The 21,568-nt window shown below is 40.0% G+C and carries 21 protein-coding genes; all 21 read left to right on the forward strand.

Features of this window, described 5'->3' with window-relative positions; all coding sequences use genetic code 11:
• Positions 1-9 precede the first annotated feature (9 nt).
• From WC841_01825 to WC841_01925, 21 genes are read left to right on the forward strand one after another with little or no spacing between them, the layout of a single operon-like run.
• Positions 10-606, forward strand: a complete 597-nt coding sequence (locus tag WC841_01825; protein ID MFA5828090.1) for an acyltransferase — start codon at positions 10-12, stop codon at positions 604-606.
• The gene (locus WC841_01830; protein MFA5828091.1) at positions 603-1,157 is read left to right on the forward strand and encodes a hypothetical protein; all 555 of its coding nucleotides are present in this window, start codon (positions 603-605) and stop codon (positions 1,155-1,157) included. Before WC841_01825 ends, WC841_01830 begins: the two co-directional genes overlap by 4 nt.
• The gene (locus WC841_01835; GenBank protein MFA5828092.1) at positions 1,150-2,106 is read left to right on the forward strand and encodes a glycosyltransferase family 2 protein; all 957 of its coding nucleotides are present in this window, start codon (positions 1,150-1,152) and stop codon (positions 2,104-2,106) included. The genes WC841_01830 and WC841_01835 overlap by 8 nt, the downstream gene beginning before the upstream one ends.
• Positions 2,091-3,506, forward strand: a complete 1,416-nt coding sequence (locus tag WC841_01840) for a hypothetical protein (protein MFA5828093.1) — start codon at positions 2,091-2,093, stop codon at positions 3,504-3,506. Before WC841_01835 ends, WC841_01840 begins: the two co-directional genes overlap by 16 nt.
• Positions 3,490-4,971 carry a glycosyltransferase family 39 protein gene (locus tag WC841_01845; GenBank protein MFA5828094.1) on the forward strand — a complete coding sequence of 494 codons (1,482 nt, stop codon included), beginning with the start codon at positions 3,490-3,492 and terminating at the stop codon, positions 4,969-4,971. Before WC841_01840 ends, WC841_01845 begins: the two co-directional genes overlap by 17 nt.
• Positions 4,971-6,191 (forward strand): glycosyltransferase family 4 protein, encoded by a 1,221-nt coding sequence (locus tag WC841_01850; GenBank protein ID MFA5828095.1) that lies wholly within the window; start codon positions 4,971-4,973, stop codon positions 6,189-6,191. The genes WC841_01845 and WC841_01850 overlap by 1 nt, the downstream gene beginning before the upstream one ends.
• Positions 6,166-7,074 (forward strand): glycosyltransferase family 2 protein, encoded by a 909-nt coding sequence (locus tag WC841_01855; GenBank protein MFA5828096.1) that lies wholly within the window; start codon positions 6,166-6,168, stop codon positions 7,072-7,074. Before WC841_01850 ends, WC841_01855 begins: the two co-directional genes overlap by 26 nt.
• Positions 7,071-8,186, forward strand: coding sequence for a glycosyltransferase family 1 protein (locus tag WC841_01860; protein MFA5828097.1), 1,116 nt, complete (start codon positions 7,071-7,073; stop codon positions 8,184-8,186). Before WC841_01855 ends, WC841_01860 begins: the two co-directional genes overlap by 4 nt.
• On the forward strand, positions 8,183-9,217 hold the full coding sequence (locus tag WC841_01865; GenBank protein ID MFA5828098.1) for a glycosyltransferase: 1,035 nt from the start codon (positions 8,183-8,185) through the stop codon (positions 9,215-9,217). Before WC841_01860 ends, WC841_01865 begins: the two co-directional genes overlap by 4 nt.
• Positions 9,202-10,311, forward strand: coding sequence for a mannose-1-phosphate guanylyltransferase (locus WC841_01870; GenBank protein ID MFA5828099.1), 1,110 nt, complete (start codon positions 9,202-9,204; stop codon positions 10,309-10,311). Before WC841_01865 ends, WC841_01870 begins: the two co-directional genes overlap by 16 nt.
• The gene (locus tag WC841_01875; protein ID MFA5828100.1) at positions 10,304-10,978 is read left to right on the forward strand and encodes a sugar transferase; all 675 of its coding nucleotides are present in this window, start codon (positions 10,304-10,306) and stop codon (positions 10,976-10,978) included. The genes WC841_01870 and WC841_01875 overlap by 8 nt, the downstream gene beginning before the upstream one ends.
• 29 nt (positions 10,979-11,007) lie before the next feature.
• Positions 11,008-12,990 carry a DUF4012 domain-containing protein gene (locus WC841_01880; GenBank protein MFA5828101.1) on the forward strand — a complete coding sequence of 661 codons (1,983 nt, stop codon included), beginning with the start codon at positions 11,008-11,010 and terminating at the stop codon, positions 12,988-12,990.
• A 2-nt stretch (positions 12,991-12,992) separates the two neighbouring features.
• A complete protein-coding gene (recO, locus tag WC841_01885; protein ID MFA5828102.1) occupies positions 12,993-13,553 on the forward strand; it encodes a DNA repair protein RecO in 561 nt (186 codons plus the stop codon).
• Positions 13,550-14,911: a hypothetical protein gene (locus WC841_01890; GenBank protein ID MFA5828103.1), complete on the forward strand. Its 1,362-nt coding sequence runs from the start codon at positions 13,550-13,552 to the stop codon at positions 14,909-14,911. The genes recO and WC841_01890 overlap by 4 nt, the downstream gene beginning before the upstream one ends.
• Positions 14,912-14,926: 15 nt before the next feature.
• Positions 14,927-16,243: a glycine--tRNA ligase gene (locus tag WC841_01895; GenBank protein ID MFA5828104.1), complete on the forward strand. Its 1,317-nt coding sequence runs from the start codon at positions 14,927-14,929 to the stop codon at positions 16,241-16,243.
• Between the two features lie 19 nt (positions 16,244-16,262).
• Complete coding sequence (locus tag WC841_01900) at positions 16,263-16,907, forward strand: hypothetical protein (protein MFA5828105.1); 645 nt, start codon at positions 16,263-16,265, stop codon at positions 16,905-16,907.
• A 1-nt stretch (position 16,908) separates the two neighbouring features.
• Positions 16,909-17,778 carry a 16S rRNA (cytosine(1402)-N(4))-methyltransferase RsmH gene (rsmH, locus tag WC841_01905; protein MFA5828106.1) on the forward strand — a complete coding sequence of 290 codons (870 nt, stop codon included), beginning with the start codon at positions 16,909-16,911 and terminating at the stop codon, positions 17,776-17,778.
• The gene (locus WC841_01910) at positions 17,778-18,041 is read left to right on the forward strand and encodes a hypothetical protein (protein MFA5828107.1); all 264 of its coding nucleotides are present in this window, start codon (positions 17,778-17,780) and stop codon (positions 18,039-18,041) included. The genes rsmH and WC841_01910 overlap by 1 nt, the downstream gene beginning before the upstream one ends.
• Before the next feature lies 1 nt (position 18,042).
• A complete protein-coding gene (locus WC841_01915; protein ID MFA5828108.1) occupies positions 18,043-19,650 on the forward strand; it encodes a penicillin-binding protein 2 in 1,608 nt (535 codons plus the stop codon).
• Between the two features lie 14 nt (positions 19,651-19,664).
• Positions 19,665-20,969, forward strand: coding sequence for a UDP-N-acetylmuramoyl-L-alanyl-D-glutamate--2,6-diaminopimelate ligase (locus tag WC841_01920; protein ID MFA5828109.1), 1,305 nt, complete (start codon positions 19,665-19,667; stop codon positions 20,967-20,969).
• Between the two features lies 1 nt (position 20,970).
• Positions 20,971-21,561, forward strand: coding sequence for a hypothetical protein (locus WC841_01925; GenBank protein MFA5828110.1), 591 nt, complete (start codon positions 20,971-20,973; stop codon positions 21,559-21,561).
• Positions 21,562-21,568: the final 7 nt, after the last annotated feature.

A 21,568-nucleotide genomic window follows, 5' to 3' on the forward strand; every position in this document is an offset into this window, starting at 1 on the left:
AATCAAACCATGAAAGATAAAAACGGCAAAAACCTTGAATCCGGGGAGGTCTTTGAAAAAATATCCAACCGCATCGGCTCAGTCAGTCTGGAATTTTGGCTGATGGTTCTTCGTTTTGTCGGGTTTATTCCCCTGCATACGGTACGAAAACTTTTTTATCTTGCCTCGGGTCTAAAAATTCCATTCTTTGGCTCTACCATCCATATTGGCGCCAACTTTTTTAATCCCGAAAACATAACAATTGGCCACGATACTATTATTGGCGACCACTGCTTTTTGGACGGACGAGCTTCGCTGACTATCGGCAGTCATGTCGGCATTGCTTCCCAAGTCTTAATCTACAACGATGAGCATGATATAAATTCACCCGATTACGGCAACTCATTTGGGCCAGTAACTATTGAGGATTATGTTTTTATTGGCCCTCGGGTCATTATTTTACCAGGAGTAAAAATTGGTAGGGGAGCGGTAATTGCCGCCGGAGCTGTTGTTACCAAAGACATCCCTGCCCTTGAAATCTGGGGAGGGGTACCGGCTAAAAAAATAAAAAATAGGGAGATAAAAAACTTAAATTATCGTCTCGGTCGACCAATGCTTTTCCAATGAACATAAAAAAAATCGCAAAATTTGTTCCCTTGTTCTTTTTTAATCTTCTGGCTGTCTTTTACCTGATCGCCCCCCTCCCGGCAATTCCGGACTTATCAAACAGCGCCAAATCTGACGAACCCGGAGACACCACCCAACTACAAAACGTAGCCGGGTATTACACCAACCTCAGCCGCACCGAAGTTATAAATTTCTATAAAGCCAATTATAATGGATTCTTTCGAATCCAAATCAACCATCCACCTGAAAAAGCAAAACAGATTATCAGAGATACTATCCAAAGCTACTATCTGGAAGAATTTATCCTGCCTTTCAGAGAATCATTGTTCGTTAATGGTTTTGAATGGAAAAACGACGTATTTACAAAACCGGAAAAAAGAATTGCCAATCGTCTTCTCTTTAAAGGCATAGAATACCAAGCAAAAATTACTACAAAAACTTTCCCCGTCCCGATTTTAAACCGATTAGTCTCTTTCTTCTTTATTGAAACAGTCGTAATTATTCTCTTAAAAATCTATTCGGGTTTTATCTTTAAAAAACGTCATGCTTAAACCGGTAATTTCCATCATCATAGTTTCTTTTAACACCGAAAAAATCACTTTCGACTGTATAAAGTCGGTCCTAGCTGACAAAGGATTATCTTTTGAGCTCCAAAGAATCGATCTGTCGGGAAAAACTCCAGCAGAACTTATAGTTGTCGACAACTACTCCCGTGATAATTCATTAAAAGAAATCGCCAAATTCCCCTTTATCAAGATAATAAAAAATAAATCAAATCTGGGATTTGGTAAGGCCAACAATCAGGGGATCAATAAAGCCCTTGGCAACTACCTCCTTTTTTTAAATTCCGATACCGTAATCCTTCATTCCGCCATCAGCCAAGCCCTAAACTGGCTCTCTTCACATCCTGAAGCCTCTGCATGTACTGCTCAATTACTCAACTCCGATCAAACTATTCAAGCATCTGGAGGTTTTTTCCCGAATTTGCTAAATGTTTTTACTTGGTCGACAGGGCTTGATGACCTACCTCTGATAAACAAACTAATTCTACCCCTCCACCCTCACACTCCGCAGTTTTACACCCATGATGATTTTTATAAAAAGGATCATCCCCAGGACTGGATAACCGGAGCATTCATGCTCCTCCGAAAATCAGCGTTGACCGAAAATCCCGGATTTGACGAAAACTACTTTATGTACGGCGAAGAACTGGAGTGGCTGTACAGAATTAAAAAAAGCCACCCCACAACACAAACATGGTATCTTGTTGGACCGCAAATTATTCACCTGGGCGGCGCCTCTGCCACCAACAAAGCCGATCCTGTTATCAATGAGTATCTTGGTATTATGTCATTTTTCAAAAAACACAAAAGTGACCTCCAATTCCGAACGGTCAGGTTACTTTTGAAAACTAACTGCTCTCTTCGACGTATAATATATTCAATATTTGGCGAAAAAACCAAATCTTCTATTTACACCCAAGCATGCTCAAAAATTTAAAAATCTTGCGACCGGTTTTAGCTTTACTAATTCTGTTTATTCCTCTCTATCCAAAGTTCCCCCTGTCTTCCGTAAAAGGAACCTATGTTGCTATCAGACTTGATGACATCATTGTTTCTATTGCCATCGTCATTTGGGTGATATATCAGTTAAAACATAGGCTCCCGATTATAAAATTAAAAATTAGCCAATTATTTATTGCCTATTTTCTAGCAATCATTGCTAGTACTATCAATGCAATTCTTGTTTATCAGACTGACCCGATCAACATCCTTGTTCTCCACTTAATCCGTCGCTTCGAGTATATGGCCTTATTTTTTATCACCATCGATGCCATTAAAACAAAAAAAGACCTGCTCTTTCCATATATATTCCTCCTGGTGGCGACCGTATCAGTCACTGTCTACGGATACGGTCAAAAGTATCTGGAATTTCCGGTAGTTTCTACCATGAATTCTGAATTTTCTAAAGGCCAACTCCTGCAGATGGATATCTGGACCAGAATCAATTCAACCTTTGCCGGGCACTATGACTTAGCCGCTTACCTGAGCGTCGTGCTGATAATCATCGGCTGTGCGTTTGTCATCTCAAAAAATAAATATCTAAAAATTGCCAGTCTCTTAGCTTGGCTTCCTGCTTTTCAAATTTTTACCTTTACTGCCTCAAGAATATCCACCTTTTCTTTTTGGGGAGCCATAGTCCTGACCTTATTTTTAATTAGAAAATATCTCTGGATTATTCCTGTTTCCGCCATCGTCATTTTTAGTATTATGAACTCCAAAGACTTAAACCAAAGACTTTTGGCCACTATCCCCTCCATTGCCGGGATTTTTCAGGCCAAAGCTACCGTCACCCCGCTTCCGACCATTACCATCGCCGCCCCCACACCCCAAGTTATTGTTACTGTCATCCCCACCCCTACGATCATCATCGTTGCTACCCCTATCCCCACTATCTTTCGCCACCCGCCCATAGATGAATTTATTCCGGTTGATAGCGATGTTGGTGTCGTCCGCTCGGGTGAAATCCGTTTTAATGCCGAGTGGCCAAGAGCCATAAGTGCCTATTCTAAAAATTACCTGGTTGGTACTGGTCTAGGTTCAATCACCCTAGCCACCGACAATGACTATCTCCGACTGTTGGGAGAAAGCGGTCTTTTGGGTTTTATTTCTTTCATGGCCATAATTGTCTACTTCATCGTTCGATCAATCCCTTCAGTTTTCAGAAAACAACAAACAACTCTGGATATCATCAATTTAATCCTACTGGGTGGACTAATCGCCACATTGGCAAACGCCATGTTTATCGACGTGTTTGAGGCCTCCAAGACTGCTTACACTTTTTGGATTATGATGGGTATCTTTTATCAGAGTCTAGCCCTCAATGTCAAAAAATCTTAAACCAATTCTGGTCTTGGCTCTGTTGGCTCTCGGGACCTTTGTCCGCCTTTACAAAATCACCAATCCCGTTGCCGATTGGCACTCGCATCGCCAAGCAGATACCGCCTCAGTCACCCATAATTTTCTTGAAAATGGAATTAATTTTTTTGTCCCCATTTATCACGATCTATCCAATGTTCAGTCGGGAATCGACAACCCAAAAGGCTACCGAATGGTAGAAGCCCCGATCTACAATATCGCTTCAATTTTCGTCCATCGGATAATTCAAATTTTTGACAAAAATATTACCATCGATAGATCATCGCGCCTCACCTCCGTTCTTTTTTCCGAAATTAGCGCCCTCCTAATTTTTTTTATCTGCCAAAAATATACCGGCAATTTTTTTGCCTCGATTCTGAGTATGGCCGTATTTCTTTTTCTACCTTTCAACATTTATTACTCCCGATCAATCCTTCCCGAAAATACCGCCATTACCCTAATGCTTTTGTCCATTTGGACTTTTGACAAATCCATTATTTTATCCGGTTTCTTTATCTCTCTTTCAATCCTTTGTAAACCCTTTACTGCCCTTATCTCATTTCCAACGCTTTTATATCTGTCATATCAAAAATATCGACATACCATAAATTTAAAAAGCCTGCTCTCCCTACTTCTGTTCGGCGTAATTGCCCTGATTCCTTTTTATTTTTGGCGTCGTTGGATCGCTCAATTCCCCGAAGGTATCCCCGTAAACGCCTGGCTTTTTAATGACAACCCCACTCCTTTTCTTCCCGAATGGTACAAAGGGTACAACCTGACCTTTTTTAATAAACTTGTGGCTTTCCGTCCTTTTTGGTTTAAGTGGCTTTTTTTTGAACGAATCAATAAACTCATTCTTGGCTCTTTTGGCCTAATTCCATTGTTCCTGGGCTTTGCTTATAAAAAAAACCACAGCCAAAAAATTACCCTGTCCTTGGTCCTTGGAATTCTTTTATATTTTATTATCGTTGCCCAAGGGAATATTCAACACGACTATTATCAGGCTCTAATTATTCCATCCATATCAATTATCGTCGGCTTCGGATATTTTTATATGGCCAACTTTGTTTTTAAAAACAAAACCATCGCCTGGTTTTCAATCCTTATCGTTTACCTTTTTTCCTTTTACTTTTCCTGGGACCAGGTAAAGACATACTACAAAATTAATAACTCCGCCATTGTCGCCGCCGGAGACAAAATCCGAGAGTTGACCCCCAAAAACGCCCTTGTCGTTGCCCCCTATAACGGTGATACCGCCTTTTTGTATCAAACCAAACGATCGGGCTGGCCGACCGAAATCTATAACCTGGATGAGTTAAAATTAAGACACGGGGATAACCCATTTTATTTAGTCTCCGTCAGTTTTGACAAATACACCACAGACTTTGCCGCTCAATACAAAACTGTCTACAAAAATGACCAATTTATTATTTTGAATCTAAACTGATGGGTACAAATACAAAACGAAAAATTTTGATGATTACCCCTTATATCCCCAGACTTTCTCAATCAGGCGGTCAAAATAGCTCTTATTATTCTATAAAATACCTTGCCAAAGATAATGACATTACCCTCATATGTTTTAGTAGGGATGCCGAGGGACTCGAAGAAGTTAAACCTTTTTGTAAAAAGGTCGTCGTCGTCAAGAGAGGCAAAACCTGGGATCTGAAAAAAATTCTTTCTACCGGTTTCGGGCCTTACCCGTTTTTGGTTACAAACTACATCTCTGCTGAATTCAAAAACGCCATCCAATCAGAGCTAAACAACAATCGATTTGACCTGATCCACTGCGATTGTTTTTACCCAATGCCAAACATTCCCAAAACCGATATCCCCATCGTCCTGGTTGATTTAACAATAGAATATGGAGTCTATCAGCACTTTGTAGAAAATTTAAAAGGTATAAAAAAAATATTTGCTCCATTTCTTTGGATTGATGTCCTAAAACTGAAATACTGGGAAACTCACTACTGGAAAAACACCCATACGGTTGTTGCCTTCGGCCACGATGATCAAAAATTAATCTCCCGTGTTACCGGCCGAAACGATATTCAGGTTTTCCAAAACGGAGTTGACAAAAAATTCTATGATTCGCCGCCAAAATCAAAAAAAAGCAATCAACCTTCGATGATCTTTGGGGTTTCCAATATGAAGTGGATGCAAAACCGAGAATCCGTCGACATGATAATCAGAGACATTTGGCCCAAAATTAAAAAAGAAATCCCCTCATGTCAGCTTTATATCATCGGTCGTTTTGCCCCCGACTTTTATGGACACCTCCAGTCAGAAGACATTATAGTCACCGAAGCAGACCACGACGGCGAACCAAAAGACCCTCAATATTACTACCACCTGTCCTGGATTCTTCTGGCTCCGATGGGCAGTGGGGGTGGAACCAGAAATAAATTTCTGGAGGCCATGGCCTGCCGATTACCAATCGTTACTACTCCGGAGGGGATGGGGGGAATTGCAATTGAAAATTATAAACACGCCATCGTCTGTGACTTAAAAGATATCACCACAGAGGCCATAAAACTTCTCCGTAACAATAAAAAAAGATTGCAAATTGGTATTGAGGCCAACAAGCTCATCAAAGAAAAATATTCCTACGAGCAAAGTGTCCGGGAGTTAAACCAAATTTATGAAAATATCACTCGAAAAAAGTAACCATCCGATACTATCCATAGTAATTTTAAATTACAATTCCGGTGAATACCTAAAAAACTGTCTCTTGAGTCTGTATCACTCAACACTAGCCGCTCAAAATTTTGAAATCATAGTCGTGGACAATTCCTCGACTGACAATAGTATCATCCAGGCCCAAAAAATTTCCGTCCCACACACGAAATTCCTGAAATTAAAAACAAATAGAGGATTTTCTTTTGGGAACAATAGGGGAGTTGAAGCAACAAACCCTAAAAGTAATTTTATTCTCTTTTTAAACCCCGACACAATTGTCAAAGAAGCAACTCTCGAAAAAATGATCGGATTTTTTGAAAAAAATCATCAGGTTGATGCGGCTACCTGTAAAATAATTCTGGCAAAAACCAATCAAATTCAACCAGAATGTCACCGGGATTTCCCGACTCCATTAAACGCTTTCATGCATTTTGGCGGTATTTCCAGTCGACAATATTTTATGGAATATCTCGACTTTTCAAAAACTCAAAAAATTAATGCCTGTGTCGGGGCATTTTTTATGATCAAACGGGAAATCGGAAACAAAGTCGGCTGGTGGAATGAAAAATATTTTATGTACGGCGAAGATTTGGACTTTTGTTTTAAATTAAAACTAAAAAAATATAATTTGTTTTATTACCCCAAAACACATATTACTCATTTTCAGGGAATCTCGTCGGGAATTAAAAAGACCGTCTCTGCCGCCTCCCGCGCCACCAAAGTCCGGTCCGCTCTTGCCACCACCAACGCAATGCGCATTTTCTATCAGGAAAACCTTTTTTCGAAATACTCACTTTTCACCCAAACCCTCGTCCTTGGCGGAATAAAACTATTGGAAATATTTAGAGTCTTTAAAGCAAAATACCTATGAAACACCTGGTAATCGATGCCAGACTATATGGCAGCACCCACACCGGTATCGGCCGATATACCAAAAATCTTCTTGTTGCTCTGACAAAAATTCCCGACTTTCAAAAAGTCAAAACCACTTTAATTGTCTATCCTGAGCTCCTGGATGAAATCAAAAAAGACCTGGGCACTAATTTTTCATACGTCATCACAAATATCCGACATTACTCGCTCCAGGAACAGTTATTTCTGCCCTTTTTGCTATACCGGCTCAAACCTAACTTAGTCCATTTTACCCACTTTAATAAACCCCTTTTATATTTTGGAAAATCACTAGTTACTATCCACGACCTTATCAAACACTTTTTCCATGGCAGACAAGCCACGACTAAAAATTCATTTATGTATTGGCCAAAATATCTGGCCTATCTTTTGGTAACCCACATTGTCATAAAAACCAGTGCCATTATAGTTCCGAGTAATTTTTGGAGAAATTATCTAATCAAAAATTATCATGTCTCCCCAAAAGACATAACTACCACCTACGAAGCCGTCGACCCGAAATTTATTACCAATTACGGATTACCGATTACTAATTACAAAAATTATATTCTGTATACCGGCAACCTTTATCCCCACAAAAATATCCGGATAGTAATCGAAGCTCTGAAAAAAATACCTGACTTAAAATTAAAAATCATTTGCGCCAGAAGTATATTTTCTCAGCGGGCCCAACGACTAATTCAAAAATACCAAATAGAGCAGCAAGTAGAATTTTTGGGCTATGTACCGGACAGCGATTTTAAAAATATTTACCAACATGCTCTAGCTCTGGTTCATCCTTCTCTTATGGAGGGCTTTAGCCTGACCGGGCTAGAAGCAATGGCCCTGAATTGTCCGGTAATTTCCTCAAACGCCAGTTGCCTCCCCGAGATTTATGGAGACAAATCAGTCCTCTATTTTGATCCCTACGATCCCGATGATCTGGTTATAAAAATCCAACAACTCCGGTCATCCGACAGGCTTCGTCAAAAATTGATCAAGTGGGGGCATCTACAAGTTGCCAAATATTCCTGGTCAAAAACAGCCATTCAAACACTAGACCTTTACTCAAAGATACTTTCTACAAAATGAAAACACCCAAGGTTGCCCTGTTTTATGATTGGCTCAACCAATGGGGAGGAGCCGAAAGGGTACTTTTAGATCTCCATAAACTATACCCAGACGCGCCTATTTACACCTTGGTTTACAATCCGGAAAAAACCGCTTGGCTCAAAAACGCAAAAGTTATTACCCCAGATTTTTTGTTCAAATACCCTTTTTTTTACCCCTTAATGGCGCAACAGCTCGATTTTTCCGATTATGATATTGTTATCTCGACCACCTCATATTTTGGTCATTGCCTCCTGACCAAACCACCCACCAAATATTTTTGTTATTGTCATACTCCAAACCGCTATGTCTGGCATAAAAATTATCTAAAGTTCTATCGCCCTACCGATTATATTTATGGTCAACGACCGGATTTTTTTATCGCCAGTTCGAAAAATTCACAACAACGGATTTTAAAATTTTACAATCGGGATTCAACACTAATTTATCCCGGCATTGATACCAATAAATTTGTCCCCAAAGTTACAGATTACAGATTACAGATTACAGATTACTTCCTCATTGTTTCCCGTCTGGTCCCTCACAAAAAAATTGATCTGGCCATTCGCGCTTGTCTTCAATCTCACCGGCATTTATACATCGCCGGCACCGGCCGTTGTCTTGGACAACTTACTGCCCTGGCTTCCCAAAGCCCATTAATCAAATTCCTGGGTTATGTTTCCGAAAAAAAATTACTTAATCTATACCAAAACTGCCGGGCTCTTATTCATCCCCAAGAAGAAGATTTCGGACTTACCGCCCTTGAAGTTCAAAGTTGCGGTAAGCCAGTAATTGCTTTCAACCAAGGTGGCAGCCTGGAAACAATAATAGATGGGAAAACCGGATTATTTTTCAATAATCAATCCACAGAATCGCTGACGGAGGCTCTGGAAATTTTTGACTCGTATAATTTCAAGCCAGCAGATTGCCGGCGCAACGCCCTCAGATTTTCAACCCAATCATTTATGCTAAACTTTAGAAATTACATAAACTCAGTATGCAGTTACCGGTAACCCCTAACGACATTTATATTCTAATTCTCTGTGGCGGATCAGGCCCCAGGCTTTGGCCCTTATCCCGTGCCGACTCCCCGAAACAATTTTTAAAGCTGTTTGGGCCTAAATCAATTCTCGAACAAACCATCTCCCGCTCCAGAAAAATCACCAGAAAAGAAAATATTTATCTAATTACCAACCATAAATATCTTGACAAAGTTCTCAAAGAAACAGCCGGAAAAGTCCTCCCCAAAAACATCCTTTCTGAACCCACAAAGAAAAACACCACCATGGCGCTAATTTATGGAACTATCGCTATAAAAAACATTAACCCCAATGCCATTATTACCAGTTTTCCCTCCGACCACCTCATCCTTGATACCAATCTTTTCAAAACCACCATCCTCTCTGCCGCTAAACTGGCAAAAAACACCAATTCTATCGTTGCCATAGGCACAAAACCAACCAATCCCAATCCTTCTTACGGCTACCTTATCCCCAAAGAACAAAAAAAGGGGGTTTTTACAGTTTCAAAATTCGTTGAAAAACCGGATTTTGTACAAGCCCAAAAACTAATCAGCCAGGATGCTTATTGGAATTCAGGTATTTACACTTTTTCGGCAGAAACATTTGTTAGTGAAATCGCCAAAAACCAACCCGGATATTTCAAGATCCTTAATCTCATCGAAAACAATTTACACCACAAAAAAATAATCACCAAAGCTTATCAGCTTTCTGAAAATCTCTCCTTTGATATTGCCATTTCCGAAAAAACAAAAAACCTTTTAATGCTTCTGGCTACCTTTGATTGGAGTGATATCGGCGAATGGGGCTCAATTCATAACCGTCTGAAGAAAGACCAAGACGATATTTCAATACTAAACAAAAAAACTCAAACTATTAGCCATAACTCAAAAAACTGTCTTGTTTCAGGATTAGACAAAAAATTAATCGGGCTTGTCGGAGTCAAGAACCTCGCCATTATCGACACTCCTGATGCACTACTTATATGTTCGTTGCAAAACAGCTCAAACGTCCGGGATTTAGTGGGTAAAATTGTTAAAAGCAACAAAACCATTAGTTATTTTTTGACTAAAAGTTATAATGATTAACGAAAAGTCGCACAAGCTCTTTTTAAAACAACGGATTGAACTATTTAATCTCTTCAAACGATCGATCGACATTTTCGGATCCATCTTTTTGATTTTTCTGTTTTCCCCTATAATGCTTGTTACCGCTGTTTTGGTAAAGCTATCCTCCCCCGGTCCGATCTTTTTTAAGCAACAAAGGGTAGGTAAAAGTAGTAAACCGTTTCATATGTTCAAATTTCGGTCAATGTACATAGGCGACAATGATAAACGACTAAAAGAAAACTATCCTGATTTATGGGACAAATACAAAAAGTCAGGCTGGAAACTACCCATGAACGAAGACCCTAGAATTACACCAGTTGGCAAAAAGATTCGCTCACTTACTATCGATGAATTCCCCCAACTCTTTAATGTATTAAAAGGCGAAATGAGTTTAACCGGCCCCCGCGCCTACCGGGAAGAAGAACTAAAAGAATATGAGGCAAAATACCCTCTCACCAAAAAATATATAGATGATATCCGGTCCGTGAAGCCAGGAATCACCGGTCCGTGGCAAACATCCGGTCGAAATGCTCTAAATTTTGAAGACCGGGCCAAACTCGACTCTCATTATGTGAGAACCCTGTCTGTCAGGCAGGAACTCCTGATTCTGATAAAAACTCCTCTGGCTATGATTTCGCGCTGGTAAAAGAAAATATGTTAGTATAGACTCATAGAATGGAAGAAATTATCAACCTCGCCCCAACCGTCGATACAGAAAGCAAACCGGTGTCTAAACAACCGGGCCAAAAGCTTCTAAAACAAAAGACTGTCCTCCAAAAAATCCTAACCGTTTTATTTTCCATAATTTGTGTTTTGTTAATTATCATTACTATTACAGGTACTCTGGCTTTCTTTTTTGTCTATGTCCCCGGTAAAAAGCTTTACGACAAGGTTGACCTGGCAAAAACCGAAGTTGCAAACCTCCAACTTGCTCTATCAGAAAAAGACCTAAAGAGAGGACAGGAGAGTTTAGTAGCTCTAAGAAGTCAGCTCTCGACCATTGAATCCGACTATAAAAAACTTTCCCATCTCAGTAAATTACCCTATTCAAAAGAGTATTATGCCGACGGTGAACAGGTCATTATTATCGCCAAAGAAGCTCTTGATACAGGTGAAATTATTATAAAAGCGATAGAACCCTACACTGATTTTCTCGGGCTAAAAGGTGCTTCCACCGACAGCGGAAAAACCACCGAGGACAGAATCGCCTTTTTAACCCAATCCGTTGAAGGGTTAGTCCCTCATTTAAAAACAATCGAAGAAAAAGTAGGCAAAATTGAAAGCTCGCTTAATAAAATTGATCCTAACCGTTATCCCGACGAATATAAAAATATAAAAATAAAATCCACCCTTCTTAAGGCCAAAGAAACTATTTCAGAAACCCGAAAATTAATCAGAGACGGTAGCCCGATCCTCACCAAAACCTCCTGGCTTTTGGGCAAAGATAAACCCCGAACCTACTTAATGATTTTTCAAAATGATGCCGAGCTTCGGCCCACCGGTGGTTTCTGGACCGCCTATGGATTATTGAAAGTCACCGACGGCAAGTTTACCCCCTTGGGTTCCGACGATATTTATTCGCTTGATGCCAAGTTCAACAGCACGATTCCCGCTCCCCGGCCGATAAAAGCCTATCACATCAACGTCCCGTACTTTAATCTTCGGGATATGAACATATCACCGGATTTCCCGACCAGTATCAAAGAATTTATGGTTCATTACAACAAAATTACCGGTAATAAAGACAAGATTGATGCTGTCGTTGCTCTGGATACAAACTTTCTCGTCGACCTCGTAAAAGTTCTCGGGCGGGTAGGTGTATCCGGATTCGGAAATTTTTCTGCCGAACCGGACAAGCGGTGCGACGGTTGTCCTCAGATCATCTACCAACTCGAATGGATCGCCGGACGGCCTAGAAATTATATAGAAACAGACCGCAAAGGTTTCCTGGGGCCTCTCATGAACTCTCTTTTGTCAAACGCCATGGGTTCAGAAAAAAGCAAAATCGGTCCTCTGGCTCAGGCTGGATTTGACAATATCTTTCAAAAACATATCCTTTTCTATTTCATCGACTCGGATATGCAAAATGCAGCCGAACTGGCAAACATTGGCGGAAAAATTGTTGATCCGGGATCCGACGTAGATTATTTTCACCTCAACGATGCCAATATGTCTTCGGCAAAAACCAACCTCTTCCTCCGTCAAAAAATCAAGCATGAGATTATCAGTAAAGATGGAAAAGTAGAACATAAAATTACCGTTACCTACATCAACCCCAGCAAAGGGTCCAATTGTAATTTGGAGAAGGGAGACCTCTGCCTGAACGCTTCCAAGTATCGAAATTGGTTTAGATTTTACGTTCCGAAAGGTTCCACCATGGTCAAAATGACCGGGTCTGAGGTTGAGCCTGTTTTATACGAAGAACTCGGCAAACAGGTTTTTGAAGGCTTTTACGGGAATCGGTTTTTCCTGGCTCCGGAATCCAGTGTAAAAACATCAATTCAATACACTAGCAGTATCCCGGCAAGCTCAAATTACACTCTATATCTCCAAAAACAACCAGGGACAAAAGCTACCGAATACGACCTCACGGTAAACGGCAAAAAACAGGACACTTTCAGCTGGGTGGCCGACAAAACAATCAAACTAGCTCTGTAACAATGAACCGTTATTCCAATACCCAGGGATTGGTTATCAACAAGAAAAGTATAAATGAAGCGGATATCCTGATAACCCTTCTAACCCCCGCCAAAGGCAAAATCACCGCTCTGGCAAAAGGTGTAAAAAACATCAAAAGCAGCCGAATCGGCAGCCTTCAACTAGGTAACCTGATAAAGGTAAATCTATACGCCAAAGATAATTTTAACTGGATTTCCGAAGCCCAAACAATTACTCAATTTCTTAGAACCAAAAAAAATCTTACCCAGGTAAATTTATTGTTCTACTTTTTGGAAATAATAAACACCCTGATTGCCGAAAATCAACATATACCCCAGGTTTTTGACATTTCCAAAAACATTATTGAATCCATCAACAAAAATCAGGTCAGCCAATATATTGAAAATGAAATCAAACTCCTACGAATTCTCGGATTCGGTGTCACCACGGAAATCGAAAAATCCTATCTGGCAAAAGACTACCGAACCACCCAAAAATATGTAAAACAATATTTTGAATCAATTATTGAAAAACCATTAAAATCAAACGAATTATTCAGATGAGATATAAGCTGATTTTTATTATTCTATTTTTTACCACCTGTTTTCTTAGACTTTACAATATCCAAACCACGGCCAGGTTTACCAGAGACGAATCAAGCGATTTGGTAAATATAAAAAAAATTTATGATGCCCGAAAAGTCACCCTCATCGGACCGATAGGGGAGGGGAATGTCGCCATATTTAGCTCGCTTACCTATTACCTTTGTCTGCCTTTCACCATCCTCTTTAACTTTGATCCCATCAGCCCCGTTATTGCCACCTCCTTTTTTGGGATTGTCACGGTTTTACTTATTTGGAAACTACTGTCTCTAACCAACTTCAAACATCATTTATTGTTTCTGATTCCCGTTTTTATTTTTCCCTACCTTGAATCTTCACGTTGGGCCTGGAACCCGCACTTTATCCCTTTCTGGCAAGTAATCGGTCTAATACTTTTTTACCTGAATATCCCTTTTAATTTTCTTTTGTCCGGTCTCGCCTTTGGGCTAACTATTCACCAACACTGGTACGCTGCCTTTTCTTGTCTCGGGGTGGCAATTCTTTTGTTTGCCGAAACAAAAAAAATAAAAACTCTGATTAGCTTCGGCCTGGGTCTTACCGCCTCCATTTTTCCTTTTGCCCTTTTTGATCTGACCCATCCACCGGGTTTATTTTTTAGCCGAATGATCAACTTCACCCCCATCTCACCCGGTTTGACCAACACCAATATCATCTCAATTGCCGGTCAATTTTTCTCTTATCTCGTAAACAACAACAGGAATATCGGAATTATTGTTTTTATCCTGAGTCTTGGTCTGATTCTCTACCGACAAAATAAATACCTCATCCCCATAATTTTTCAATTCATTGGTCTTTCTTTTATCTCCACTCCGATTGCCAATCGATATCTTCTGCCCGGCGTTCTTTTTTATATTCTTTGGCTATCTCAAAACATAAAACAGAAACTGACAAAAATTATAATTGTCATAATTCTGGTCACCAACATCTATTACCTGCCTAAAGTTTTTTCACAAAACGACTGGTCAACCAATATCAAAGCCCTAAAACAAATAACAAAGCAAATCGCCTCAGAATCCAAAATTGATAATTTACCCTTTAATATAATTGTTCTCCAAAGTCAGGACGGCAACACCAAAGGCAGCCGTTTTCGCGACCTCCTCTCTCTTCAAAACATCACCCCTCTTCCCCCAAACGACTATGACAATCCCCGAAGTTTATTTGTCATCAGCCAGAATACCTGGGATAACTTAAAGACCGATGCCGCCTATGAAATCAACAACTTCCGTTCTGACACCCCCACCTCTTGGTGGAAAATCGACAATTCGGTTTGGTTTTTATATAAAGTAAACAAAAATTAAAGGTATAATAGGCTCATGGAGAATAATACAGATGACTTAGTAGCCAAAATTGTTTCCCTTTGTAAACGCCGGGGAATTATTTATCAAAACTCAGAAATTTATGGCGGCATTCAGGGATTTTATGACTTTGGACCCATCGGTTCCCAAATGAAACTTAATTGGAAAAACCTTTGGTGGAGAGACAACGTCACCAGAAGGCGGGATGTTGTCGGAATCGACGGTAGTATTATTACTCACCCAAAAGTTTGGGAAGCCTCCGGACACGTAAAGAATTTTGGTGATATTTTGGTCGAATGCAAATCCTGTCACAAACGTTTCCGTCCTGATCTAATCGGTAATGTTGCTAAGTGCCCCGAATGCAGCGGCCAATTCACCGAAGGTCGAAAATATAACATACTGTTTGAAACAGATATCGGTGTAATCGAAGGTGAAAAAATGCATGCTTATCTTCGGGGAGAGGCCTGCCAAACAATTTATCTGGATTTCAAAAATATCGTTGACTCCTGCCGGGTTAAAATCCCCTTTGGCATCGCCCAAATTGGTAAAGCCTTCAGAAACGAAATTACCCCAAAAAATTTCCTTTATCGAACCCGGGAGTTCGAACAATGGGATATTCAGTATTTTGTCCACCCCTCCGAGATGGATAAATGGTACGAATATTGGAAAGAAAGCCGGATGAACTGGTATCGATCACTATTCAACAATTCCAAAAGTCTTCGATTCCGTGCCCACGAAAAAGATGAACTGGCATTTTATGCCCAAAAAGCATTTGATATCGAATACCAAGCCCCGTGGGGTTGGGCCGAAATGGAAGGTCTTCACTGGCGCGGAGATTATGATCTGACGCAACACAGTAAATTCAGCGGACAAGACTTAAGCTATGTCGATCCTGTCACCCATGAAAAATATTTACCCCACATCACTGAGTGTTCCGGGGGTGTTGACCGAAGTTTCTTTTTCATGCTTCTTGACAGCTACAATGAACAAACATTGGAAAGCGGAGAAACCCGAATCTTTTTGAAAATTAATCCCAAAATTTCCGCCTACAAAATCGCCATAATTCCCTTGGCTTCAAATAAGCCCGACCTTGTTAGTCTGGCAGAGACTATTTACTCCGAACTTAGCTCTAGATACTCCGTGGATTGGGACGACAGCAGTAATATCGGTAAAAAATACCGTCGCCAGGACGAGATCGGTACCCCCTGGTGTCTTGTGGTTGACTTCCAGACTCTTGAAGACGGTACGGTTACTATCCGGGACCGTGATACCATGGAACAAATCAGAATCAACAAAGACCACGTCGATTCCTGGTTGCAGGAAAAACTTATCTAAAACCTTTATAATCATTACTATGCAAAAACAAAATCGAATAATAACTCTCAGCATTTTATCTCTATCAATGTTACTTCTTTCTGCCTGTGGAGCCAAAAAACCCGAATCCAATACCCAGCCAACCCCTACCGTCACTAAGTTGATTGAATTAACCCCGGAAGAACAACCCTACATTAAACTTATTCCCAGAGCCGATGGCCACGAGCTAAAGCTGGTCATTCAAAAACTAAACACCAACATCAGTGAAATCGACTATGAATTAATCTATACCGCCACCGACAACGGCCAGGAGATTGAAAAAGGAGTAAGCGGCAACATGAAGGTAGAGGGTAAATCAGTTGAAAGGGATTTGCTGCTTGGAACTGCCAGTTGCACCAATGGCTGTAAATACAAATATGACACCGGTATCAGTCAGGGGACATTAATGCTAACTTTGGCCACTTCTTCCGGCCAGGTTTCGACTTTTGAGACCCCCTTTACCCTTAAATCAGCCGCCGCCCTAAAAACAGAAAAGGAAATTAAGCTCCCCACCGCAAATTTTTCGGTTAAGGTCACACCAAAGACCGGAGAATACTATACCGTCATCAAAAACGCCCTTGTCTATTCTGTATTTTCCAGTAACACCAGCAATCCCCTGGTTAGCGAAACTCCGCTTGACAATTAAAATGCTCTATCACACCCCGGTTCTGGTTGAAGAGACAATCCAATTTTTCGACCCAAAACCTGGTCAGATATATATCGACGCTACACTCGGAAATGGCGGACATACTATAGAAATTCTAAAAACCGGTGCTAAAGTTTTTGGCATTGACCAGGATCCACTTAACCTGAAAATTGCCACTACAAGAATCAGCGAGGCGAACCTTGATAATAAATTTATTCCTATCCACGGAAATTTTAACGATTTAGAAAATATATTTTCAAAAACTATTCAGACTCCACCCGATGGTATCCTGTTCGATTTGGGATTAAGTCAAAACCAACAATTATCCCGAAACAGGGGATTCTCTTTTAATGACGATCTTTCTCTGGATATGCGACTCGATCCCGAAAACCAGGAAATTACCGCCGAATATATTGTCAATACCTATTCTTTTGACGAACTTTACGAAATCTTTACAAAATACGCCCAGGAAATATATAGTAAACCACTAATCATTAGAATTATAAAAGCCCGTCAAAAAAAACCGGTCAAAAACAGTTCTCAACTGGCAAATATTATCAGGGATTACTATCGGGAAAAACACAACCAGTCACGCATTGACCCAAGTACAAAAATATTTATGGCCCTAAGAATTGCCGTTAACAACGAATTTAGTAATCTCAAGTCAGCCCTAACTCAAGCCGTCAATATTTCAAAACCCCAAACCACCATTTGCGTTATTACCTTCCATTCCGGGGAAGATAGAATTATAAAACAGTTTATTAAAAAAAATTTCCCAAACGCCCCCAAACCCATAATGCCTACTCAAAAAGAAATAACGAAAAACCCATTATCCCGCTCTGCCATCCTCAGATCGTTTAGAATTAGCTAATGCCGATCAAAAATTTCTTAATCCTGTCGCTCGCTTTTTCACTCTTACTTCAGATATCTTTTTCCATTTATTACTCAAGTGAAATTACTACCCAAAATACCAACCACAAAAACCTATTGGAAAATATCGATAAATTAGAAACTGAACACCAGAATCTTCAAGCGATCCTGGCTACTGAAACCTCACTCACTAAGCTCGAGCCATACCTAATCGGGAAAAATTATCAGCCGATTTGGCAACTTATTGACTTAAATCAACCATAATATGTATCAAAAGAGAGCTAAGACAGTTTTTCTGACAATATTGTTAGCATTTTCCGCCATTATATTGAGATTATTTTATTGGCAAATCATAAAGGGTGATGAGTTCAGAAAAAAAGCAATACTTCAAACTTATAAACTTGAAAAAATCCTTCCGGCAAAAGGCACCATAAATTCAGCAGACGGCTACCCCATGGCTCTAAGTCAGGACATCTACCAAGTATCGATTTATAAACCAAATCTTAAGACAAATATCGACAACGTTATCTACCAGATAAATCAATCTATTCCCAACCTTATAGACTCCACCCATCCAACGGTAAAATCATTCATTACAAACCAAAATATAAAATGGGTAGACCTGCCGACCAAAATCTCCAAAGACAAAGTTGAAAAAATTAATCTACCAGGAATTAGTTTCAAGAAATATCAATCAAGGTTTTACCCGGAAAATCACCTGGCAAAAAATATTCTTTCCGGCCTGGAAAATTATTATATTAAACAACTTGCCGGAAAAACCGGCTTTTCCTTAACCGCCAAAGATGCCGTCGGCAACATCCTTCTGACCAAAAAAAGCTGGAATAAACTGGCAGTAGATGGACAAAATTTGCATCTTTACCTAAACCGCGGTATTCAGTTACAAACCGAGCAGCTGTTGTCAAAAGGGATAAGACAATTCTCGGCCGACTCAGGATCAATTATTATTATCGATCCGCAAACGGGGGGAATACTTGCCATGTCTTCCCAAGGGGCCACAGACTCGGCAATACTAAATACACCACAAAACACTACTATTTCTAATCTGTTCGAGCCCGGTTCTATCTTCAAGCCACTGGTTGTTTCCATGGCTCTGGACATAAGTGCAATTCAGCCCGACTATATCTGCACTAAATGCAACCAGACTATAACCTTCGGTGAATATACCATTGGAAACTGGGACAATCAAATCCATCCCGACTCAACCCTAAACGATATTATCAAAAACTCCGACAATATCGGCATGAGCCATATTATTGCCCGGCTCAGACTCGATAATTTTTTGAAATACTACTCGGAGCTTGGTTTAACTCAAAAAACCGGAATAGACCTCCAGGGAGAAACAAAACCTGTCGCAAAAAAATACTGGAGTGATGTTGATCTGGCCACCGCCTCCTTTGGGCAGGGGATAGCCGTGACTCAAATTCAGATGGTTCAGGCTTTCAACACCATTGCCAACAACGGCATTTTGGTACCTCCGAAACTCGTTAAATCAATTACTGAAAACAACAAAACCATCAAAACAGGTCAACAAAAAATCAAAAGAGTTTTTCAGGAATCAACCATAAAAGAAGTAAAATCCATCCTTAAATTTGCAGTAGAAAACGGCGCTATTTCCGGATTGAAACCAAAACAAATGGAAGTATGTGCCAAAAGTGGTACTGCTCAAGTGGCTGTTAAAGGCGGGTATTCAGAAAGCTCAGGTATCGCCTCATACATCGGTTTCTCCCCCTGCCAAAATCCAAAGTTTACCATGATTGTCACCATCAACAACCCAAAAACATCTTCCTGGGGATCGAGTACTGCTGCTCCGATATGGTTCGATTTGGCCAGTCGTATCTACAATTTGCTATAATTAACCCAATCTCAATGTTTTTTCTCCAAAAAATAAAAAACCTGTTTTGGCACCTACCGAAAAGTATATTTTTTAACCTATATTACGGTCTCCCTTCGAGAAAACTAATATTAATCGGTGTTACCGGTACGGACGGGAAAACTACTACTTGTACTTTGATTCATGAAATTCTGAAAAACAACGGCCTCCAATCCGGCCTGATAAGCACCATCCATGCCAAAATTGGCGACAAAATTATCGAAACCGGACTTCATACCACCAGTCCGGACCCAAAATTAATCCAACAACTATTTCGCCGGATGGTCAAGGCCGGTCTTACCCACTGTGTATGCGAAGTCACCTCCCATGCCCTGGATCAAAACAGGTTTTGGGGATGTCAGTTTGAAATATCCGCCATTACCAATACTTCCCATGAACACCTCGATTACCACAAAACAATGGAAAATTATCTTCGCTCAAAAACGAAACTTTTCCGAATTTCTAATCACGCCATTCTAAATAAAGACGATCCTTCATACAACATTATTTCCCCCACCGTCACTGTCCCTCATAAAACTTATAGCATTAATAAAAAATCTGATTTTCAGGCGAAAGATATCACCATCAAAAAAACTTACATGGAGTTTATGGTCAATGGAGTCAAAATTAAAACCGACAGTAACTACCACTACCAAATATACAATATCCTTGCCTCATTGGCCGTTACTAAACACCTCGGAATAAACATCCATACCGCCAAATCAACCATCGTAAAATTTCCCGAAACCAAAGGCCGCCGAGAAGAGGTTCCCAATGAATTTGGTATCAAAACTATCATCGATTTTGCTCATACTCCCTATGCCCTGGAAAGTACTTTAAGCGCTCTTAAAAATATAACTCCAAACAATCTGATTGTAATTTTTGGGGCAACCGGTGGACGAGACAAAAGTAAAAGGCCACTTATGGGCAAAACGGTTTCCCATGTCGCCAATATTGCCCTTCTTACTTCCGACGACACCAGAAACGAAAAAGTTGAAGATATCAACGAACAAATTATAAGTGGAATTGACAAGAATTTATCCGAATTATGGGACTACAAAGAAGTTCAGTCTCAAAATTTATATTCCAAAGTGACCCAAGCCGCAAGAAAAAAATTTACTTTTATGAATATCCCCAATCGCCAGGACGCTTTTAACATCGCCGCCAAACTGGCTCACCCGGGTGACACAATAGTCGCCTGCGGAAAGGGTCACGAAACAACTATTTTACACGGCTCAACCGAATATCCATGGTCAGAATCAGAAGCCTTCAGAAGTGCTCTTAGATTTCGAAATATCTAATATGACTCAATACAACCTTCAAATTAATTCCCCCGTTGACGAAAACTACGAACATGGGTTTTTACCCCAAAGAAACAACAAAAACCTCTTTTATCAGGAAACTAGCTCACGCTCAAATCTTCACCACTTCTCCCTCAGTTCAGAAAACAGAAGAATTATTTCTAAAACCACACAATATAACTACGACTTTCTACCGCTAGCTGATTTTACCTATAGTCTGTCCATAAAAAAAACAATCAATACCTGGATTCACAAACTTGGCTGGATTTTTCCGATGGGTTCGGTAAAAACAATATTTAATAATCATATCTTTAATTACCTTTATATCTGGAAAAATGAGCAACAACAAGTTATTGCTTATTCGATATGTTATTTTTCTGAAAAAATTTCTCATATTGCTTACGTTTTTTACGACCCCACTTATTCGCACACCAATTTCCCGATCAGATTAACTCTGCAAACAGTTATCGACAGCCAAAAGAGGGGACTCGATTATTGTTATCTGGGCAGGTTCTCAAAAGATTCTGGATACTATAAAAGAACCATGCCCGGCTTCGAATATTTTAAAGATAATAAATGGATTACATTATAAACTTTAA

This window comes from Candidatus Shapirobacteria bacterium, assembly GCA_041659325.1.
In the GTDB taxonomy this organism is placed as follows: Bacteria; Patescibacteriota; Microgenomatia; order UBA12405; family UBA12405; genus JBAZYN01.

Coding starts and splice junctions, on each gene's coding strand:
- WC841_01825 (MFA5828090.1), top strand. CDS start 10: ATGAAAGATAAAAACGGCAAAAACCTTGAATCCGGGGAGGTCTTTGAA.
- WC841_01830 (MFA5828091.1), top strand. CDS start 603: ATGAACATAAAAAAAATCGCAAAATTTGTTCCCTTGTTCTTTTTTAAT.
- WC841_01835 (MFA5828092.1), top strand. CDS start 1,150: ATGCTTAAACCGGTAATTTCCATCATCATAGTTTCTTTTAACACCGAA.
- WC841_01840 (MFA5828093.1), top strand. CDS start 2,091: ATGCTCAAAAATTTAAAAATCTTGCGACCGGTTTTAGCTTTACTAATT.
- WC841_01845 (MFA5828094.1), top strand. CDS start 3,490: ATGTCAAAAAATCTTAAACCAATTCTGGTCTTGGCTCTGTTGGCTCTC.
- WC841_01850 (MFA5828095.1), top strand. CDS start 4,971: ATGGGTACAAATACAAAACGAAAAATTTTGATGATTACCCCTTATATC.
- WC841_01855 (MFA5828096.1), top strand. CDS start 6,166: ATGAAAATATCACTCGAAAAAAGTAACCATCCGATACTATCCATAGTA.
- WC841_01860 (MFA5828097.1), top strand. CDS start 7,071: ATGAAACACCTGGTAATCGATGCCAGACTATATGGCAGCACCCACACC.
- WC841_01865 (MFA5828098.1), top strand. CDS start 8,183: ATGAAAACACCCAAGGTTGCCCTGTTTTATGATTGGCTCAACCAATGG.
- WC841_01870 (MFA5828099.1), top strand. CDS start 9,202: ATGCAGTTACCGGTAACCCCTAACGACATTTATATTCTAATTCTCTGT.
- WC841_01875 (MFA5828100.1), top strand. CDS start 10,304: ATGATTAACGAAAAGTCGCACAAGCTCTTTTTAAAACAACGGATTGAA.
- WC841_01880 (MFA5828101.1), top strand. CDS start 11,008: ATGGAAGAAATTATCAACCTCGCCCCAACCGTCGATACAGAAAGCAAA.
- recO (MFA5828102.1), top strand. CDS start 12,993: ATGAACCGTTATTCCAATACCCAGGGATTGGTTATCAACAAGAAAAGT.
- WC841_01890 (MFA5828103.1), top strand. CDS start 13,550: ATGAGATATAAGCTGATTTTTATTATTCTATTTTTTACCACCTGTTTT.
- WC841_01895 (MFA5828104.1), top strand. CDS start 14,927: ATGGAGAATAATACAGATGACTTAGTAGCCAAAATTGTTTCCCTTTGT.
- WC841_01900 (MFA5828105.1), top strand. CDS start 16,263: ATGCAAAAACAAAATCGAATAATAACTCTCAGCATTTTATCTCTATCA.
- rsmH (MFA5828106.1), top strand. CDS start 16,909: ATGCTCTATCACACCCCGGTTCTGGTTGAAGAGACAATCCAATTTTTC.
- WC841_01910 (MFA5828107.1), top strand. CDS start 17,778: ATGCCGATCAAAAATTTCTTAATCCTGTCGCTCGCTTTTTCACTCTTA.
- WC841_01915 (MFA5828108.1), top strand. CDS start 18,043: ATGTATCAAAAGAGAGCTAAGACAGTTTTTCTGACAATATTGTTAGCA.
- WC841_01920 (MFA5828109.1), top strand. CDS start 19,665: ATGTTTTTTCTCCAAAAAATAAAAAACCTGTTTTGGCACCTACCGAAA.
- WC841_01925 (MFA5828110.1), top strand. CDS start 20,971: ATGACTCAATACAACCTTCAAATTAATTCCCCCGTTGACGAAAACTAC.